Source organism: Zestomonas ipomoeae (genome assembly GCF_057128665.1).
In genome coordinates this window covers 621869-639422 of sequence record NZ_JBSKHQ010000001.1, presented here as the reverse complement: position 1 = coordinate 639422, position 17554 = coordinate 621869, and the positions used below count along the sequence as shown (strand labels likewise).

Annotated in this window: 17 protein-coding genes; 7 read left to right on the top strand and 10 right to left on the bottom strand. The window is 65.9% G+C overall.

Going from position 1 to position 17554, the window contains the following annotated elements; translation table 11 throughout:
* Positions 1-69 precede the first annotated feature (69 nt).
* Complete coding sequence (locus ACWKV7_RS02915) at positions 70-1401, bottom strand: deoxyguanosinetriphosphate triphosphohydrolase (protein WP_483856126.1); 1332 nt, start codon at positions 1399-1401, stop codon at positions 70-72.
* 446 nt (positions 1402-1847) lie between these two features.
* Here ACWKV7_RS02915 and ACWKV7_RS02910 point away from each other — a divergent pair, with 446 nt between their 5' ends.
* The 5 genes from ACWKV7_RS02910 (at position 1848) to ACWKV7_RS02890 (ending at position 6881) form a co-directional block, all read left to right on the top strand.
* On the top strand, positions 1848-2420 hold the full coding sequence (locus ACWKV7_RS02910) for a COG3904 family protein (RefSeq protein ID WP_483856125.1): 573 nt from the start codon (positions 1848-1850) through the stop codon (positions 2418-2420).
* Between the two features lie 63 nt (positions 2421-2483).
* Entirely contained in the window at positions 2484-3440 is a 957-nt protein-coding gene (locus ACWKV7_RS02905) for a class I SAM-dependent methyltransferase (protein ID WP_483856124.1), read from the top strand.
* A gap of 86 nt (positions 3441-3526) precedes the next feature.
* The gene (locus ACWKV7_RS02900) at positions 3527-4021 is read left to right on the top strand and encodes a hypothetical protein (RefSeq protein ID WP_483856123.1); all 495 of its coding nucleotides are present in this window, start codon (positions 3527-3529) and stop codon (positions 4019-4021) included.
* Positions 4022-4113: 92 nt separating this feature from the next.
* Positions 4114-5547 (top strand): TldD/PmbA family protein, encoded by a 1434-nt coding sequence (locus ACWKV7_RS02895; protein WP_483856122.1) that lies wholly within the window; start codon positions 4114-4116, stop codon positions 5545-5547.
* On the top strand, positions 5544-6881 hold the full coding sequence (locus ACWKV7_RS02890; RefSeq protein WP_483856121.1) for a TldD/PmbA family protein: 1338 nt from the start codon (positions 5544-5546) through the stop codon (positions 6879-6881). The genes ACWKV7_RS02895 and ACWKV7_RS02890 overlap by 4 nt, the downstream gene beginning before the upstream one ends.
* Positions 6882-6887: 6 nt before the next feature.
* Here the strand turns inward: ACWKV7_RS02890 and ACWKV7_RS02885 are convergent, their stop codons facing one another.
* The 4 genes from ACWKV7_RS02885 to ACWKV7_RS02870 all read right to left on the bottom strand — a co-directional run bounded on the left by ACWKV7_RS02885 (position 6888) and on the right by ACWKV7_RS02870 (position 9330).
* Positions 6888-8093 carry an EAL domain-containing protein gene (locus ACWKV7_RS02885; protein ID WP_483856281.1) on the bottom strand — a complete coding sequence of 402 codons (1206 nt, stop codon included), beginning with the start codon at positions 8091-8093 and terminating at the stop codon, positions 6888-6890.
* 138 nt (positions 8094-8231) lie between these two features.
* Positions 8232-8570 (bottom strand): hypothetical protein, encoded by a 339-nt coding sequence (locus ACWKV7_RS02880; RefSeq protein WP_483856120.1) that lies wholly within the window; start codon positions 8568-8570, stop codon positions 8232-8234.
* Positions 8567-8947, bottom strand: a complete 381-nt coding sequence (locus tag ACWKV7_RS02875) for a phage holin family protein (RefSeq protein WP_483856119.1) — start codon at positions 8945-8947, stop codon at positions 8567-8569. Before ACWKV7_RS02875 ends, ACWKV7_RS02880 begins: the two co-directional genes overlap by 4 nt.
* A gap of 11 nt (positions 8948-8958) precedes the next feature.
* Positions 8959-9330, bottom strand: a complete 372-nt coding sequence (locus tag ACWKV7_RS02870; protein WP_483856118.1) for an ElaB/YgaM/YqjD family protein — start codon at positions 9328-9330, stop codon at positions 8959-8961.
* A gap of 380 nt (positions 9331-9710) precedes the next feature.
* On the opposite strand from ACWKV7_RS02870, the gene ACWKV7_RS02865 reads away from it, so the two are divergent.
* Positions 9711-10919 carry an ammonium transporter gene (locus ACWKV7_RS02865; RefSeq protein WP_483856117.1) on the top strand — a complete coding sequence of 403 codons (1209 nt, stop codon included), beginning with the start codon at positions 9711-9713 and terminating at the stop codon, positions 10917-10919.
* A gap of 184 nt (positions 10920-11103) precedes the next feature.
* On the opposite strand, the gene ACWKV7_RS02860 is transcribed toward ACWKV7_RS02865, so the two are convergent.
* The 4 genes from ACWKV7_RS02860 to ACWKV7_RS02845 all read right to left on the bottom strand — a co-directional run bounded on the left by ACWKV7_RS02860 (position 11104) and on the right by ACWKV7_RS02845 (position 14871).
* On the bottom strand, positions 11104-12348 hold the full coding sequence (locus tag ACWKV7_RS02860) for an OprD family porin (RefSeq protein WP_483856116.1): 1245 nt from the start codon (positions 12346-12348) through the stop codon (positions 11104-11106).
* 115 nt (positions 12349-12463) lie between these two features.
* Complete coding sequence (locus tag ACWKV7_RS02855) at positions 12464-13321, bottom strand: MBL fold metallo-hydrolase (RefSeq protein WP_483856115.1); 858 nt, start codon at positions 13319-13321, stop codon at positions 12464-12466.
* A gap of 2 nt (positions 13322-13323) precedes the next feature.
* Entirely contained in the window at positions 13324-14253 is a 930-nt protein-coding gene (locus ACWKV7_RS02850; RefSeq protein ID WP_483856114.1) for a flavin-nucleotide-binding protein, read from the bottom strand.
* Positions 14254-14277: 24 nt separating this feature from the next.
* Complete coding sequence (locus tag ACWKV7_RS02845) at positions 14278-14871, bottom strand: glutathione S-transferase family protein (protein ID WP_483856113.1); 594 nt, start codon at positions 14869-14871, stop codon at positions 14278-14280.
* Positions 14872-15023: 152 nt separating this feature from the next.
* Between ACWKV7_RS02845 and ACWKV7_RS02840 the strand changes: the two genes are divergently transcribed.
* Positions 15024-15581 (top strand): TetR/AcrR family transcriptional regulator, encoded by a 558-nt coding sequence (locus tag ACWKV7_RS02840; RefSeq protein WP_483856112.1) that lies wholly within the window; start codon positions 15024-15026, stop codon positions 15579-15581.
* Positions 15582-15590: 9 nt separating this feature from the next.
* Here ACWKV7_RS02840 and ACWKV7_RS02835 read toward each other — a convergent pair whose 3' ends face one another.
* Complete coding sequence (locus ACWKV7_RS02835; protein WP_483856111.1) at positions 15591-17549, bottom strand: cation:proton antiporter domain-containing protein; 1959 nt, start codon at positions 17547-17549, stop codon at positions 15591-15593.
* Positions 17550-17554: the final 5 nt, after the last annotated feature.

Below are 17554 nucleotides of genomic sequence, written 5' to 3'. Positions count from 1 at the left end.
CGGGACTTGGCTCCCGTAGCGGGCAGGGCGTGGTTGAGCGGGTGACGGCTGTTCAAAACGACGGGGTCCTCATACGGGGCTCGATCTTCCTGTCATTTCGCTGGCCATTTCGGTGGCGTAGCTGTCGGTCATCCCGGCGATGAAATCGATCATGCGCATAAAGGCCTGGTATAGCGGCCAGTTGGGGTCGGGTGCGTTGTTGCCGAGCAGATCGAGGATGCGCCGATGCTTGAACGAGGGCGTGCGCCCGCCGTGCTGTTCGAGCGCTGCGCCGCAGAAGGCGTTGAGCAGTACTTCCAGCGTGGTGTAGGCGCCGATTTCGTGCAGCGTCTTGCGTTTGTCCTGGAAGATCTTTTCCCGCGCCATGCCCTTGGCCTGCAACACGCAGCGCTTGGCCGGGCCGTGCATGTGCTCGACGAGATCGCCACTGAGCTTGCCGGCGAGCAGGGCGTCCTGCTGCTCGACGAAGGCCCGGGCGGCGGCGTTGGTCAGATGCTCGATGGCCTTGCCACGCAGGATCGCCAGCTTGCGCCGGCGGGAGTCCTGCGGGCCGAGTTGGCGATAGGTTTCCGGCAGATCGTCGCCCACCAGGCCGAGCAGCAGCGACTCCACCTCGCCGTAGCCGAGCAGATCCATTTCCAGGCCGTCTTCCAGGTCGATCAGGGCGTAGCAGATGTCATCCGCCGCTTCCATCAGGTACACCAGCGGATGGCGCGCCCAGCGCTGGTCTTCCAGTTGCGGTATGCCCAGCTTGCGGGCGATCTGCTCCAGCAGCGGCAACTCGCTCTGGTAGCAACCGAACTTGTGCTTCTTGTAGCCCAGCGCCTCGGCATGGCGAGAGGTCCATGGGTACTTCAGGTAAGTGCCCAGGGTGGCGTAGGTCAGGCGGGTGCCGCCGTCGAACTGGTGGTACTCCAGCTGGGTCAGCACCCGGAAACCCTGGGCGTTGCCTTCGAAGTTGAGGAAGTCGGCGCGCTCGGCATCGCTCATCGCGTCCAGCCAGCCGCGTCCGGCCGCTTGCTGGAACCAGTAGCGAATGGCGTCCTCGCCGGAATGGCCATACGGCGGATTGCCGATGTCATGGGCCAGGCAGGCCGACTGCACGATCATGCCCATGTCCGCCGGGCTGCACCAATCCGGCAGGGCGTCGCGCAAGACCTCGCCGACACGCATGCCCAGCGAGCGGCCGACGCAGCTGACCTCCAGCGAGTGGGTCAGGCGCGTATGGATATGGTCGTTGCTGGAAACCGGATGCACCTGGGTCTTGCGCCCCAGTCGGCGAAAGGCGCCGGAGAAGATGATGCGGTCGTGGTCTTTGTGAAATGGCGTGCGTCCCAGTTCGTCGGTGCTGTGCACCGGCTTGCCGAGGCGCTCGCGGGTAAGCAGGGTATGCCAATCCAAGGCTGACTCCTCGCCGATCAGTGGCAGATGGGTTCTAGCTTCCCGGTTCGGGAAGCCGACTGCAAGGTCAGCTTCACTATAACGTTCGCCACCGTGAAGGGCTTGGCATGGCGGCAGTCGCCGCAGCGAAGGAAGCTCTGCGTTAGGCTGCCCACCTTTCGATTGGTTCGCTGGTGCCCGCCTGGCAAGATGATGTCATGGTGCTACTATTCTCGGCGTAATGTCCAACAGGCATACAACCTTCCTTGGCCTCGCTTGCGAGGCCTTTTTATTGCCTGCGATTTGCACCCGGTCTAGGCCCGCGAGGTGTGGATGCCCGTTGCCTGGGTAGCGCGTTGATTGCGGGCTGCTCGTGCTGCAAGCGAGGGGCAGATTCGCGAGGGATGCGGCGGCCCTCCGTTTCAGCGTATCTTTGCGCCGTTCTCTCCAATCGTAAGGCCCGTTTCATGTGTAGCGCTCCTCTCCGTACCCTTGCCGCTTTCCTGGCCGCGTTCTGGTCGGCCATGGTGTTCGCCAAGGTCGAGGTGCAGGCGGTGCCGCACAAGAAGGTCGGCCTGATCCTGGCGGCGCGGGTGTCGGAAGACATCGCGCCGGGGGATTACGAGCGGCTGCTGAAGGGCATCAAGGCCAATCCAGGCACGTTCGCCAGGAAGATCGTGCTGCTCGACAGCATTGGCGGCAGTGTGCCGGAGGCGATCCGGATGGGGCGGCTACTGCGAGAGACCGGTTTCGATGCGCTGGTGCCTTCCGATGGCGTGTGCCAGGGCACCTGCATCTACTTGCTGGCAGCCGGCCGGGAGAAGACGGTGAAGGGGTATGTCGGCTTGCACCGTCCCTATTTCGCCAACGGCGACTCGGCGTTGTCCCGCTTGCCCTATAGCGGCAGCCGCTACAGCCCGGCGGCCTATTTCAAGGAAATGGACGTACCCCTGAGCCTGTACGAGGCGATGCAGCGCATCGAGCCGAGCAGGATGCGTGTGCTGTCTCCCCAGGACCTCGCGCGCTATCGCCTCGACTAGCGCGCCGTGCCGCGGCGCGGCACTGGTCTAGAATGCGTGGCTTCTTTCCAGCAGTCGTGTCCCATGAACCCAGCCGCCGTCGAAACCCTGCACCAGCATTTGCTCGCCGCTTTGAATTCCCCGCCCGATGAAACCCGCCGGCTCTTCCATGGCCGCGGGCGGCGTTGGCCGGGGCTGGAGCAGATCACGGTCGACTGGCTACAAGGGGTATTGCTGGTGGCGTTGTTTCGCGATCCCGGCGCGGATGGGGTGGCGGCCTTGAAGGCGATGTTGCTGGCTGTCGCGCAGACACCTGCCTGGCAACATAGCGGTGCCCATAGCCTGCTGCTGCAGCACCGCTACTTGCCGGATAGCGCGACCGAATGGTTGCTGGGCGAAGCGTCCAGTGAGTGGACCATCGACGAGGGCGGCCTGCGTTTTGGCCTGGAACTGGGGCGCAACCAGAACATCGGTCTGTTCCTCGACATGCGCTACGGGCGCGACTGGGTGCGCGCCCACTCGGCCGGCAAGCGCGTGCTGAACCTGTTCGCCTACACCTGCGGCTTCTCGGTGGCGGCGATTGCCGGCGGCGCCGACCACGTGGTGAACCTGGACATGGCCAGGGCGCCGCTGAGCCGTGGGCGGGACAACCATCGGCTGAACGGGCATGACCTCGACCGGGTGACCTTTCTCGGCCACGAGCTGTTCAAATCCTGGGGCAAGGTGAGGAAGTGCGGCCCCTATGACCTGGTCATCATCGATCCGCCATCCTTTCAGAAGGGCAGCTTCGCGCTGACCAAGGACTATCGGAAGATCCTCCGCCGCTTGCCCGAACTGCTGACCGAGCACGGCGCAGTGCTGGCCTGCGTCAACGATCCGGATATCGGCCCCGATTTCCTGATCGAGGGCATGGCCGCCGAGGCGCCGAGCCTGAGCTTCGAACAGCGACTGGAGAATCCGCCCGAGTTCGCCGATATCGATCCCGATAGCGGGCTGAAGGCGCTGGTATTTCGCATCGGGGAGCGCGCCAGCGTCATCTGAGTCTCGCGCCGGTTGCTCTGGCGGCTTGTTCGCGCTGCAGTCGGCCGGCAAGCTGGCTTTCCGGTCTGTATAGGAGGAACTGATGAATGGAGTGCTCGGAGAGCGGGGCGGTGCTGAGGCGAATCCTGGCCTTTCTCGACTCGATTGGCCTGGCCTGCGAGATGGCGCAGTTGCAGGGGGTGACCTTCCTGCCTGGCATCCGGGTCGAGGGCGGGCGGCTGTTGTATGACCCCGCGCGCCTGGCCCATCCCGGCGACCTGCTGCACGAGGCGGGCCATCTGGCCGTGGTGGCGTCTTGGGAGCGGCCGCGGCTGAGCGGCAACGTCGACCGTGGTGGCGGCGACGAGATGGCAGCCATCGCCTGGTCGTGGGCTGCGCTGACGCACCTGGAGCTGGCGCCGGAGGTAGTGTTCCATCCGGAGGGCTATCGCGGCGAGTCGGCGGTGATCATCGAGAACTTCTGCGCCGGGCGCTTCTTCGGGGTACCGCTGTTACAGTGGTTCGGCATGAGCCTTGAGCCCGCCCAGGCCAAGGGGGGCAGCGAACCGTTCCCGGCGATGCGCAAATGGTTGCGCGATTGAGTCGACGGGCAGTCGATCACGGCGGCTGTCTGGCTCTGCCGTCCGGGCCGCCGGGCGAGCTTGCCGCCATATTCCGGAGGAAGTGCTAGCCCATGTCCGAAGTGTTCTCGTCTTTGCGGCAGTTCTTTGCCGACAGCGCCAGCGACCCGGCGCTGCATTCCCTGCGCTTCGTGCGCCAGCAGGGACTGGTGTTATCGGTCACTCGCAATCTGGTCGATCCGCCCACGCGGTGGCAGAGCATGGGTGCGATGCTGTGCGTGCGGCTCGACGGCGTGGAGGCGTTCGCCGCCACCAGCGATGTCGGCCCGGACGGTTTGCGGCAGGCCCTGCAACGGGCCAAGCACCTGGCACGGGGCGTGGGCGAGCGGGCGTTGCTCAAGGTCGACTCCGTCGGTGGCAGCGGCATCCATTCCCGCTATGCCACCCCTGAATGGCAGCAGGCCCAGCCCTCGACCGCGGAGTGGCTGGAGCTGCTGGTGGAGGAGTGCGCGCGGGTACCGAAGGATTCTCGCATCGTGCACTGGGCCAGTGGCCTGCGCATCGTCGAGCAGGAACAGTTGTACCTCGACCGCTATGGCAATGATCTCCTGCGTAGCCAGCGGCTGCTGTATCCCGCGCTGGAGGTGACCGCCTTCGATGGACAGCAGAGCCAGCGGCGCACCTATGACCTGAACCAGCAAGGAGGTGCCGGGATTGTGCTGGGTCCCTCGTTCGTCGGCCGTGCGGCGCAGGTGGCCGACGAGGCGCTGCAACTGCTGGCGGCGCCGAATACTCCCGAAGGACCGCGCGACCTGCTGCTGATGCCGGACCAGATGCTGCTGCAGATCCACGAGTCCATCGGCCACCCCCTGGAGCTGGATCGCATTCTCGGCGACGAGCGCAACTATGCAGGGACCAGTTTCGTGACGCCGGAGATGTTCGGCAGCTATCGCTATGGCTCGCCCCTGCTCAACGTCAGCTTCGACCCGGACGTGCCGACGGAGTTGGCCAGCTATGCCTTCGACGACGAGGGCAGCCCGGCGCAGAAGCAGTGGCTGATCCGCGAGGGCATCCTGCAGCGCCCCCTCGGCGGTGCGTTGTCCCAGGCCCGCAGCGGTTTGCCGGGCGTGGCCAATAGCCGGGCATGCAACTGGAACCGCGCGCCCATCGACCGCATGGCCAATCTCAACGTGGAGCCGGGCGATCGCACGTTCGACGAGCTGATCGCCGGCACCGAGCACGGCATCCTGATGGCGACCAACCGCTCGTGGTCGATCGACCAGGCGCGCAACAAGTTCCAGTTCGGTTGCGAGTGGGGCCAACTGATCGAGCACGGCCGGCTGACCCAGGTTGTGAAGAATCCCAACTACCGCGGGGTGTCCTCCGTGTTCTGGCGCAATCTGCGGGCGGTGGGCGATGCCTCTACCTTCCAGGTCATGGGCACCGCCAACTGCGGCAAGGGCGAACCGAACCAGGCGATCACCGTCGGCCATGCATCGCCGGCTTGCGTGTTCAGCCAGGTGGACGTGTTCGGAGGGCAGTCATGAGAGACGAGTCATTCTTCGCCGCCGGCTTCGCGGCGCTGCGCCAATGGCTTTCGGGGCAGTTGCTGGCCGACGAGCATTTCACCCTCTGGTATGCCGCCGAGGACTCCGACTTCATCCGCTTCAACCATGCACGGGTGCGACAGGCCACCCAGGTCCGGCAGATCGACGCCACGCTGCGGCTGATTCGCGAGGGGAGACACGCCAGCCAGCACGTCAGCCTGTGCGGCGAACACTCGGAGGATTGCCGACGCCTCGGTGAGGCCCTGCTGGGGCTGCGCGCGCTGCTGGGCGATCTGCCGGTCGATCCGTACCTGCTGGTCAACGACGAGGCCTGGAGCAGCGAACGACGTATCCGGGGGAGTGTGCCGGCGACGGACGAGCTGATCGAGCAGGTCGCTACCCTGGGTGCGGCGACCGATCTGGTCGGGATTTACGCCGGTGGGCCGCTGTATCGGGGCTTTGCCAGCTCCTGGGGCGCCTACGGCTGGCATGCGGCCCTCAGCGCCAGCCTGGACTGGAGCCTGTTCGCCAGCTCCGGCGAGGCGGTGAAGAGCACCTATGCCGCCAGCGAATGGAGTGCGGCGGCCCTGCAGGACGAGTTCCAGCGTGCCCGCGAGCAATTGGTGCACCTGGACAAGCCGAGCAAGACGCTGGCGCCGGGCCGCTATCGCGTGTACCTGGCGCCCGCCGCCATGGAGGAGATCATCGGCCTGCTCGACTGGGGCGGTTTCTCTGCGCGTGCCCTGGCCACCCGCCAGAGCCCGTTGCAGCAGATGCAACTGCAGCGCGCGCGATTGTCGCCGTTGGTGGGGCTGACCGAGCAGGCGTCGCAGGGGCTGGAGCCTGCCTTCAACGCCGACGGCTTCCGCCGCCAGGACCAAGTGCTGGTGCGCGCCGGCGAACTGGTCGGGCAACTGGTCAGTGCGCGCTCGTCCCGTGAATACGACCTGCCCGGCAACGGCGCCAGCCAGTGGGAGGCACCGGCCTCGTTGGACATGCAGGCGGGCGACCTGCCGTCCGCCGAAGTGCTGGCCGCGCTCGGCACCGGCATCTATATCGGCAACCTCTGGTACCTGAACTGGTCGGATATCGGCTCGGCGCGCATGACCGGCATGACGCGCTTCGCCTCGTTCTGGGTGGAAGAGGGCCGGATAGTCGCGCCGATCGACGCCATGCGTTTCGACGACAGCCTTTACAGCCTGCTCGGCGATCACCTGCTGGCGCTGACCCGCGAGCGCCAACTGTGCGTCAGCACCAGTACCTACGGCTATCGCCATGCGGACAGCAAGCTGCTGCCGGGCGCGCTGGTCGAGCGGCTGACCTTCACCTTGTAGCCGTCGCTACAGGCCGGCCGCGTCGACGTCCAACAGCAGCAGGCGCCGGCCGTTGTCGATGAACTGGCCGGCGGTCAGGCAATACTGGTTGGTGGTGGCGTCGCGGTAGGTGCGCGAGAGGGTCAGGCGACGCTCCTCCCAGCCCTCGGCGAGCAACTGGTAGAAGTAGGGACGCCACGACCAGTTATGGCCGAGGTAGCGAGCGTCCTCCTGCCAGGTGCCGTTGCGCCATTCCAGGTTGGGGGTGAGCTGGGTGCCGTGGCGGTCGCACTGGTAAAGGCGCAGCAGCCGTGGGGCGTTGCTAGGTGCTGGGAGCTGGCTCGGCAATGCGCCGGCCTCGGCCCAGGGGCGCAGGGTATTCATCAGTTCCGCCAATTGCCGGCGCAGCGTCATCAGGTGGGCGCGTTCGGCCAGCTTGCTTTGCACGTAGCGGTCGCGCAGCGCGGCGAAGCGCTCGACGAATGCATCGCTAGGGGAGAACTGCAGCTCCGGCTTGGCGAACAGATAGCCCTGCACGTAGCGAGCGCCGCATTCCAGGGCGAAGTCCAGTTCGGCCTCGGTTTCTACGCCTTCTGCGATGATCCAGCAGCCGGTCTTCTCGGCCATCTGTGCCAGCGCCCTCACCACCTCGCCGCTGGGTCCACCGCGCGCGGCTTCCTGGAACAGGCGCATGTCCAGCTTGAGAATGTCCGGTTGCAGTGCCAGCACGCGGTCGAGTTGCGAGTAGCCGGCGCCGAAGTCGTCGATGGCGATGCGCGCGCCCGCGTCGCGGTAGCGCGCCACCACCTCGGCCAGGCGATGGCTGGCGCCGCCCAGCTCGGTAATCTCGAAGACGATGCGTTGCGGCGGCACGCCCTGGCGCTCCAGCTGCTTGAGACTGGGCAGTGGCTGGTTGGGGCGCAGGCGGCTGATCCAGCGCGGCGAGATGTTCAGGCTGAGGAACCAGTCGGCCGGCGCCTCGGGCAGGCGGCGCAGGGCATCGTCGCGGATGTGTCGGTCGAGCCGGCGCAGGGCGGCGAGGGACACCTTGGGGTCGACGAACAAGGGGCCGACCGACAGCAAGCTACCGTCGGGCTGGCGCAGCCGGCCCAGCGCCTCGATGCCGGCGATGCGACCGGTGGCGGTATCGATGAAGGGCTGGAAGCTGGCCAGGGCCTGCCCGCGGAGCGCCGGATCGGCCTGGTTCGGCGCGTGGGCGCGGGGTTCACTTATCAACTGGCACGCCATCGTACGGTGCTCGACTACTGAATAAGAGCCTTCGTCGAGTGCAAGAATGCGGCCAGCTGGATACGGCTGTCGTTGCGACCCTGGTCTGGATTGACTCGCGGGTCGCCTTCTGCCGGCAGCCGGTCAGCGAGCGTATTCCCGATAGGCTTCGCGCTCGATCCGGTGCTTCTTGCGTTGCGCCTGGATGACCGGATAGAGCGTCAGGCCGATTCGGGCCAGCGTGCCGAGCTTTCCCATGCGCCGGCCGAACAGCGCCAGCAGCACGGCGCCACCGATCAACAGCGGGGTCTTGTTGGCGGTGAGCGTGCTGCGGCCGTTGTCGAACATCTGCACGAACTGCTCCAGCGGGTGGCGCAGCGGTTGCGAATGATAGTGCAACTGCTGGCGATGCATTTCCAGGCGCAGGCGCACCAGGTCCTTGCGCATGGCGCGCTCGGCCGACGTGGATAGCGGTAGGCTCATGGGCGTAGTTGCTCCCGGCTGCGGGCCAGCTCTTCGATGGTGGCTTGGAAGGGTGATGCGGCCTGGTGAGCGAGCTGCAGGGCCTTGCTCGCACAGACCAGCAATGCCACGCCATAGACGGCGCACAGACCCAGGGTGACGGTCAGGCGATATTCGTCCCAGAAGGCGATGATCAATGCGGTGGACAACCCGATCAGCACCATCAGGCCAAAGATCAGACACATGCCGGAAAGGACGAACAATCGGAAGGTCCGCGACTTCTCTTCCTGGACCTCGATGTTGATCAGCTCCAGATGGTTCTGCAGCAGGCCGACGAAGGCGCCGCCGAGGCGTTTCAGCGATGGCTTCGGGGCGTCGTTGGAAAGCATGTCATCCATGGTTTCGAGCCTTAGCGGCGAGCCAGCAGTCCGACGAGAAAACCGACGCCAGCGGCAATACCGATGGATTGCCAGGGGTGGGTGTGCACGTATTCTTCGGTCGCCTGCATGGCAGCGCGGCCCTGCTCGCGCAGGCTCTCCTCGTTTTCCTTGAGCATCTGCCGGGCGCGTCCGATGTTTTCGTTGATCTTGATGCGCAGCTCTTCGGCCTGCCCGCCGGCAACGTCTGCGGTGTGCTTGAGCAATTTCTCGGTATCGCCGATGAGGGTGTGGAACTCATCGATCAAGGCACTCTGCGCTTGCTGCAGGTTGCGCTTGTGCTCTTCCTTGTCGATGGGGGCGCCTTGGGAATTGCCGGGTATGGTCGGGTTCGGTGCAGTCATGATGCTTCTCCTTCTCCGCTGCTGGCCCGCGAGAATGCAGGCGGGTGTGACACTGCTTACTTTTTTCGAGCCCCTTGGCTTGGCAAGGTTCCCGACTAATTTACCCTCCATCTGGTACAGCCATTGCATCGCCTTGGTGCGCGCCATCTTGGCCATGCCCCGTATAGAGGCATTGGAAGGGGCGTGCGGACTGTCTGTTTCCAGCCGTGCCGCTTGAGCAGAAGGGGAAAAATTCGTTTCGGTGAAATTTCTCCGGGCCGTCGTGCCCCTTGAGCGTGCAAGTGAGCGCCCGAAGAGGAAAAGCGACTGCTTTCTTTTGGTGCGCAAACAGGCGGCGGGAACTGTTTTGGTGCTTTTCTGCCTTGGGGACGAAAATCCTGATGGAAAATCTCAGTAGTGCCGTAGAAACCCTGATCCACGGCTCCAACACGCTGTTCATCCTGCTGGGCGCCGTCATGGTGCTGGCTATGCATGCCGGCTTCGCCTTTCTCGAAGTGGGCACGGTGCGGTTGAAAAACCAGGTCAATGCGCTCTCGAAGATCATCACCGACTTCGCCGTGTCGACCCTGGCGTATTTCTTCGTCGGCTACTGGGTGGCCTATGGCGTGACCTTCCTGGAGCCTGCGTCGGCGCTGACCGCCGACCATGGCTATGGCCTGGTCAAGTTCTTCTTCCTGCTGACCTTCGCCGCGGCGATCCCGGCGATCATCTCCGGCGGCATCGCCGAGCGCGCCAAGTTCGGTCCGCAGCTCTGCGCCACGGCGCTGATCGTGGCGTTCGTCTATCCCTTCTTCGAAGGCATGGTGTGGAACGGTAGCTACGGCTTCCAGGCCTGGCTGGAGGAGCGGTTCGGTGCCGGCTTCCATGACTTCGCCGGCTCCGTGGTGGTGCACGCGATGGGCGGCTGGCTGGCGCTGGCGGCGGTATTGCTGCTGGGACGCCGCAACGGACGCTATCGCGACGGCCGGCTGGTGGCGTTCGCGCCGTCCAACATTCCGTTCCTGGCGCTGGGCTCGTGGATCCTGATCGTCGGCTGGTTCGGCTTCAACGTCATGAGTGCGCAGACGGTCGAGGGCATCAGCGGCCTGGTGGCGGTCAACTCGTTGATGGCGATGGTGGGCGGCACCGTTGCGGCCCTGCTGATCGGCCGCAACGACCCAGGCTTCCTGCACAACGGCCCGTTGGCCGGCCTGGTGGCGGTGTGCGCCGGTTCCGACCTGATGCACCCGGTTGGTGCGCTGGCCACCGGCGCGGTCGCCGGGGCCCTGTTCGTCTGGGCGTTCACTGCGACTCAGGTGACCTGGAAGATCGACGACGTGCTCGGCGTTTGGCCGCTGCACGGCCTTTGCGGCGTCTGGGGCGGCATCGCCTGCGGCATCTTCGGCCAGCAGGCGCTTGGCGGTATTGGCGGCGTGAGCCTGGCCAGCCAATTGATCGGCACCGGCCTCGGCGTGGTGGTGGCACTGCTCGGCGGCTTTGCCGTGTATGGCCTGATCAAGGCGCTGCTGGGTATCCGCTTGAGCCAGGAAGAGGAATACAACGGCGCCGACCTGTCGGTGCACAAGATCGGTGCGATCAGCCAGGACTAAAGCGGTACCTACTCCTGATTCGCTGGGGCGCTGCCAAGGTCGGCACAGTGGGGCTCACTCGGCTCCGCTGGCTGGGCTTCGGGAAAAGCGCCCTCAACCCAACCTACCGAACCGGCACGGTTCTCGGGCCGTAGGTTGTTCCGAGTCGAGCCCGCTCCGTGGAGCGGGCTTTTCGTTTCCGCGGTTACATCAGAGGGATGGTGTAGGACACGATGAAGCGGTTTTCGTCAATATCACGGGTGGCGTCGGAGCGCACCATGGCGTTGCGCAGGCGGAAGCCGAGGTTCTTCAGCGGGCCTTCCTGCAGGGTGTAGCTGATGTCGATGTCGCGTTCCCACTCTTCGCCGTCGCTACCGCCGACCTGGAAGTCGTCGCCCTTCACGTAGCGCACGAAGGCCAACAGGCCCGGCACGCCGAGCTTGCCGAAGTCGACGTCGTAGCGGGCTTGCCAGGAGCGCTCCTCGGCGCGGGTGAAGTCGAGGATCTGCAGGTAGTTGACGATGTACGGATCGCTCTCTTGCAGGAACGGGAAGGCGCTGTCGCCGCCGTTGCGCTGGTAGCCGAGGCGGAAGGTGTGGGCATCGTAGCCGGCCCACAGGTTGACCGAGGTCAGGTTGCTGTCGATGCCGCCGGCGAGGTGCCGGCCGTTGTCGTTGGAGTCGAAGTAGGCCAGGTTGGCGCCCAGTTTCCAGTCGCCCAGCGGCTGGATGTGGACCAGGTTGTAGAGCTTCTGGTCGTAGATGTCTTGCAGTTCCGCATACCACAGACCGACGGTGGTGTTGCCGCCGTTGAACTTGTAGTCGCCGCCGGCGTAGTTGAAGCGATCGCTCTCTGCCGCGCCGTAGTTGGAGGCGCGCATATCCTGGTAGTCGGTGGAGTTGCGGAAATTGACCTGGCGCAACTGGCCGCCGTTGAGGCTGAGGCCGTCGAACTCCTGGGAGCTGAGCATGCCGCCGGTGAACGTCTGCGGCAGCAGGCGCGAATCGCCGGAGGAGGCGATCGGCAGCTTGGGCATCAGGCCACCGATCTTGAGCTCGGTCTTCGACGCCTTGAATTTCACCGCACCGGTGATTTCGCCGTACTGGTCCTGGGAGCCGCCGGAATTGTCGTTGGGCAGCAGGCCGGTGCCGCGTCGAGCGTCCGACGAGTCGAGCTTCAGGCCGAGGCCTGCGTAGACGTCGACGCCCACGCCGACCGTGCCCTCGGTGTAGCCGGACTCCGCCTTGAAGATGAAGCCCTGTGCCCATTCCTCGGCCTTGCTTTGCTGGGCCGAGGTGCCCTGGCGGAAGTCGCGGTTCATGTAGAAGTTGCGCAGTTGCAAGCTGGCTTTGCTGTCGTCGATGAAGTCGGCTCGGGCCAGGTCCGGCAGGGTGAGGCTGGCGCCCAGCGTGGCGAGAGCCACGGCACGGGCGAGGGGAGTCTTGCTCATTATTGTTGTCTCCTCGTGTGTGGGCTGGCGGCCGGCCACTTTGTGACCGGCCGGTTACGGCGCAGCGAATAAACCACGGGAGGGACGATGGTGGCCTTTAGACCTTAGTCGGGCGTTATTCGACCCACTGCGGGTAGAAGGCCAGCCCTGCATGTACGCGGGCGTCGTGGGCGGGCACCACCGTGAGGTCGGGCTCCTTGGCCAGCAGTTCATGGACCTGTTCGAGCACCTGGCGGGTGGCTTCGCGGTCGTTGTCGACCATGCGCCGGCTGAACCAGAATTTTTCCTTCGGCCCGGTGAAGCCCTCCAGGCGCCAGCTGGCATCCCCGGTGAAGAAGAATCGCCGACCGTCGGCGAAGGTGAGGAACAGGCCGACCGAGCCCGGCGTATGGCCGGTCAGCGGCACCAGGACCAGGCTGCCGTCGCCGAACAGATCGTGGCTGCTGGCAAAGCCCATGAAGGGTTCGCCGGTCATCGGCAGCGGGACCCACTTCACGCCATGCTTGAACTGGCTGGGAAGCACCGCGGGTGGGGCGGCTATCTGGCTGAACTCGATTTCTTCATATGGCGCCCAGACCGGCACCTCGGGGAAGTCCGCCAGGCCGGAGGCGTGGTCCCAGTGCGCATGGGACAGCAGGATGCGGTCGACGCGGATACCGTCGCGGTCCAGCTGGTCGCGGGTGGGAACCACCGGGCCATAGCGCAGCAAGGGCTTGTCCAGCCACGGCATTTCGCTGTCGAACTGCGCATCGACCTGGCGCCCCAGGCCGGTGTCGAACAGCAGCGTGGCGGCGTGATGCTCGATCAGGACCGCGACGTGGTTGGCGGTGGCCTTTTCGGTCCACTGGCCACCCTCCACGGTGAAGGCGTCCAGGGTTTCGGTTGAGGAAGTCTTTACCAGGCTGAAGCGCAGGTCGGCGGCGAGACCGGGCAGGCTCAGCAGGGCAAGCAGGAGGCTGGCGAGCAAACGCATGGTCAGTGTCCTTGAACGGGTAGAAAAGGAGAGGCAACGGGCGCACCAAAGGCCAGGGGCAGGCGTGCGCGACGCAAGCGCCAGTGGCCGACGCTGAGGGCGATCAGCCGTTCCGCACCGGCGGGTAGCGGTTCGCCGACGGAGTGCAGTTGGTCCGGCCAGTACAGCTGCGCGTGGGCCTGCAGGTGCAGCAGGTCGCCCGTCGCGAAGTCGACGAACAGCAGCCCGCAACGCGGTTCCAGCAGCAGGTTGCCCAGGGTGTTGAACATGAAGTTGCCGCTGTAGTCGGGTAGCCAGAGCCGGCCGTCTTCGCCCAGGCGCACGAAGCCCCGCGGGCCGCCGCGGTGGGAGATGTCCACCCCGCCGGCCTGCGGGTCGAGGTGCTGGCTGGCGATGAAGCAGGTGTCGGCGGCCGCCACTTGGCCCAGCCAACGCGGATCGTGGCCCTGGCCTTGCTCCAGTGGACCTTTGCTGCGCGACGCCGCCTGCCAGTCGCGTGCCTGGATGTATTTCGGGCAGTTGCCGAAGGACTGCTCGACCTCCAGGGTGAAGCCGCCGGCGTCACTTTCCACCAGGCGGCCATTGAGCCGGTTGCGCCGCCGGGTCGGCAGTTCCAGGCCGAGCACACCCAGGCGATTGCCCGTCTGCAGCCGGCCGCAGAGCGGGTCGTCGGCCTGGGGCAGGGCGTTGACGCGCAACAGCGTCGGTTCCGGTGAGCGCGCGAAGCCCGGCTCGCCCCAGAGCATGGAGGCCAGTGGCTGGCCGTCGGCATCCATGCTGCCGACCAACAGGCACGGCAGCGTCTGGAAGAACTCGCGGTGTTGCTCGGGCATGTACGGGCGAATCGCCCGGCTGCCAAAGGCTTCGACCTTGTCGCGAACGCCGACGCGGGTCTGGATCGCCTGCTCTCCGGCGTGGAAGGGGCTGTGCATGGGGGGCTCCTTGCGCGTTCGGGTCTACAGACCCGGCATGGCGATGTAGCCGGGCAGCTCGCGCAGGCGGCCGAACCAGGCGTGCAGGTGCGGATAGGGGGCTAGGTCGATACCGCCATCACCGGCCAGCGCCGCATAAGGGTAGACCGCCAGATCGGCAATGCTCGGTAGCTCGCCCTGGGCCAGCCAGCGATGCTGCGCCAAGTGGGACTCGAGCTGTTCCAGGGCCTGGAGGGCGCGGGCCTCGGTGTCCGGGGCGACGGGCCTGCCGAACAGCTTGCCGACCCGTGCCATGGCGGGGCCGTGTTGCATCTCGTTGGCGGCGAAGCTCAGCCAGCTGGCGATACGGCCCTGGCTTTCGGCGTCCAGCGGGTACCAGTTGTCCGCGCCATAGCGTCGGGCGAGGTAGACGAGGATCGCCTGAGAATCGCCCAGGCGCATCTCGCCGTCGTCCAGGGTCGGCACCTGGCCACGCGGGTTGAGCGCGAGGAAGTCGGGGCGCTTCTGTTCGCCACCTCGCAGGTCGACCTGGCGAATCTCGGCCGGTAGCTTCAGCAGGCTGAGGAACAGGCGGACCTTGTAGCTGTTGCCGGACAGGGTGAAATCGTGAAGGCGCATGGTGACTCTCCTTGGCGGTTGGGGGCGATCTGGGCTGGATAATAGACAGACCGGTCTGTATATTTCAAGTGCGAATTTTGCGACGCCCAGGCGCATCGACTTGGGGCTTCGGCGGGGCTTCTCGCATAATGGCTGCCTTCAGGAGGCTCCAGATGGCACACAGCAAGCGCGAACAACTGCTGCAGACGGCATTACAGCTGTTCTCCCGCGAGGGTTACCACGCCACCGGCATCGACCGCATCCTCGCCGAGTCGGGCGTGGCGAAGATGACCCTGTACAAGCACTTCAAGTCCAAGGACGAACTGATCGAGGCGGTACTGGAAGCGCAGCATGAGGAAGTGGCCGAGCGCTTGCGCCAGGCCCAGCAGTTGCTGCCGCCGCGGGAGGCCATCCTGCGTACCTTCGATGGCTTGCATGCCTGGCTGCATGACGGCAGCTTCAATGGCTGCATGTTTATCAACGCGTCCGCGGAGTTCCATGACCGCAACCATGCGATCCACCGCCAGGCCGCGCGGCACAAGCTGTTCATGCAGGCGCATTTCCAGCGCATGCTCGAAAGCCTGGCCGCACCCCAGCCGGAGCAGCTGGCGCGACAGCTGCAGTTTCTCTTCGAAGGTGCCATTACCATGGCTCACATGGAGGGGCCGGCGGAACAGGCCCGCGACGCCAGGCAGGCCGCCGAGGTGCTGTTGCAGGCCGCCGGCGTCTGAGTTGCGGCGCTATCGTCCCGCCAGGACCCGCGCCTCGCAGGCTTCGATGGCCTCCAGCGGCCCGGCGACCAGCACTGCGTCGCCTTCCAGCAGGCGCGTGCCGGGCTCCAGGGGCAGGTCCTCGCCATCGCGGCGCACCGCCTGGATTTCCACCCCCAGCGCTTCGAGCCGCAAATCCCCCAGGCGGCGTCCGCAGGCGAACGCGTTCGGGCTGAGATTCACTGCGTGCATCAGTAGCCGCGCGCGGCCCTGGGCATCCAGCAGATTGGCCTGGGCACCATGATAGAAGCCGTGCAGCAGCCGATAGCGGCCGCGCCGCACCACCTCGACGTGGGCCTGCACCTGGTGTGGTGGCAGGCCGAGCATGATCAGCGCGTGGGAGGCCAGCATCAGGCTCGACTCCAGCAGCTCCGGCACCACTTCGGTGGCCCCGGCGGCCTGGAGTTCGGCGAGCCGGCTGTCGTCACGGGTGCGCACCAGGATGGGCAGCTCCGCACTCAGGCGGCGCGCCTGCTCTACGATCGGCAGGGCCACCTCGGCCTTGTCCACTGCCACCACCAGGAGTCGTGCCCGCGCGGTGCCGACAGCCGCCAGCAGGTCGTAGCGGCGCGAGTCGCCGTAGTGAACGCTTTCCTCGCCAGCGGCAGCTTCCTGCACGCGCACCGGGTCGTCGTCGAGGGCGATGAATTCCACCTGCTCCCGGCGCAGGAAACGCCCGATGGACTGGCCGACCCGGCCGTAGCCGCAGATCACCACGTGGGCGTTCAGCTCGGCACTAGCCGCGGCGATCTCCTCGACCAGGGCCTCCTTGCGCGCCCGCGGCCGCAGGCGAGCTGCCAGTGCCGGAGCGGAGCGCAGCAGCAACGGGGTAAGCGCCATCGAGCAGAAGGTGGCAGCCAGTAACAGGCCGCCGATATCTCCCGGCAGCAAGCGGGCCTGCTGCACCTGGGCGACCAGGGCGAAGCAGAACTCGCCGCCCTGGGCCAGGGCCAGCCCGCTGCGCCAGGCGGTTTCGCTGTCATCCCCGCGTAGCCTCACCAGCATGGCCACCAGACTGCCTTTGAACAGCAGCAGGAACAGGGCCAGGCCGACGATCAGCCAGCCATGGCTGGCGAACAGGTGCACGTCGATCAGCATGCCGACGCTGACGAAGAACAGACCGAGGAGAATGTCGCGAAACGGACGGATGTCCGCTTCGATCTGGTGGCGATAATGGCTCTCGCCCAGCAGCATGCCGGCGAGGAACGCCCCCAGCGCCATGGACAACCCGAGCAGGTGGGTCAGCCAGGCGGTGAGCAATACCAGCACCAGTGCCAGCAGCACGAACAGCTCGGCTGAGTGCGCCGCCGCCACTTCCTGGAACAACCGGGGCAGCAGCCAGCGGCTACTCAGCAGCAGGCCGACGAACAGCAGTAGAGTCTTGCCCAGGGTCAAGGGCACGGCCCAGTACCAGGCCTGGCCCTCGCTGCCTGTGAACACCGGCACCAGAGTCAGCAGCAGCACCGCCACCAGGTCCTGGAACAGCAGCACGCCAATGGCGTTCTGCCCATGGCCGCTGAAAATCTCGCCGAGGCTGCCCAGCTCCTTGCTGACGATCGCGGTGGAGGACAGCGCCAGGCCGCCGCCGAGCAGCAGCGCCACTTCCAGCGGCAGGCCGAAAAAATACAGCAGGCCGCCCAGAGGCAACGCGCAGGCCAGTACCTGCATGCTGCCGAGGCCGAATACCACCCGGCGCAGGGCGAGCATGCGCGGCAAGGAAAACTCCAGGCCGAGGGTAAACAGCAGAAATACCACGCCCAGTTCGGCCAGATAGGATAGATCGCCGCCGTGATCAACCCAGTTCAGCGCTGTCGGCCCGATCGCCAGGCCCACGCAGAGGTAGCCCAGCACCGGCGGCAGGCGCAGATGGCGGAACAGCGCGATGACCACCAGGGACGAAGCGAGAATGATCAGCAGGTTGGCAAACAAAGCGA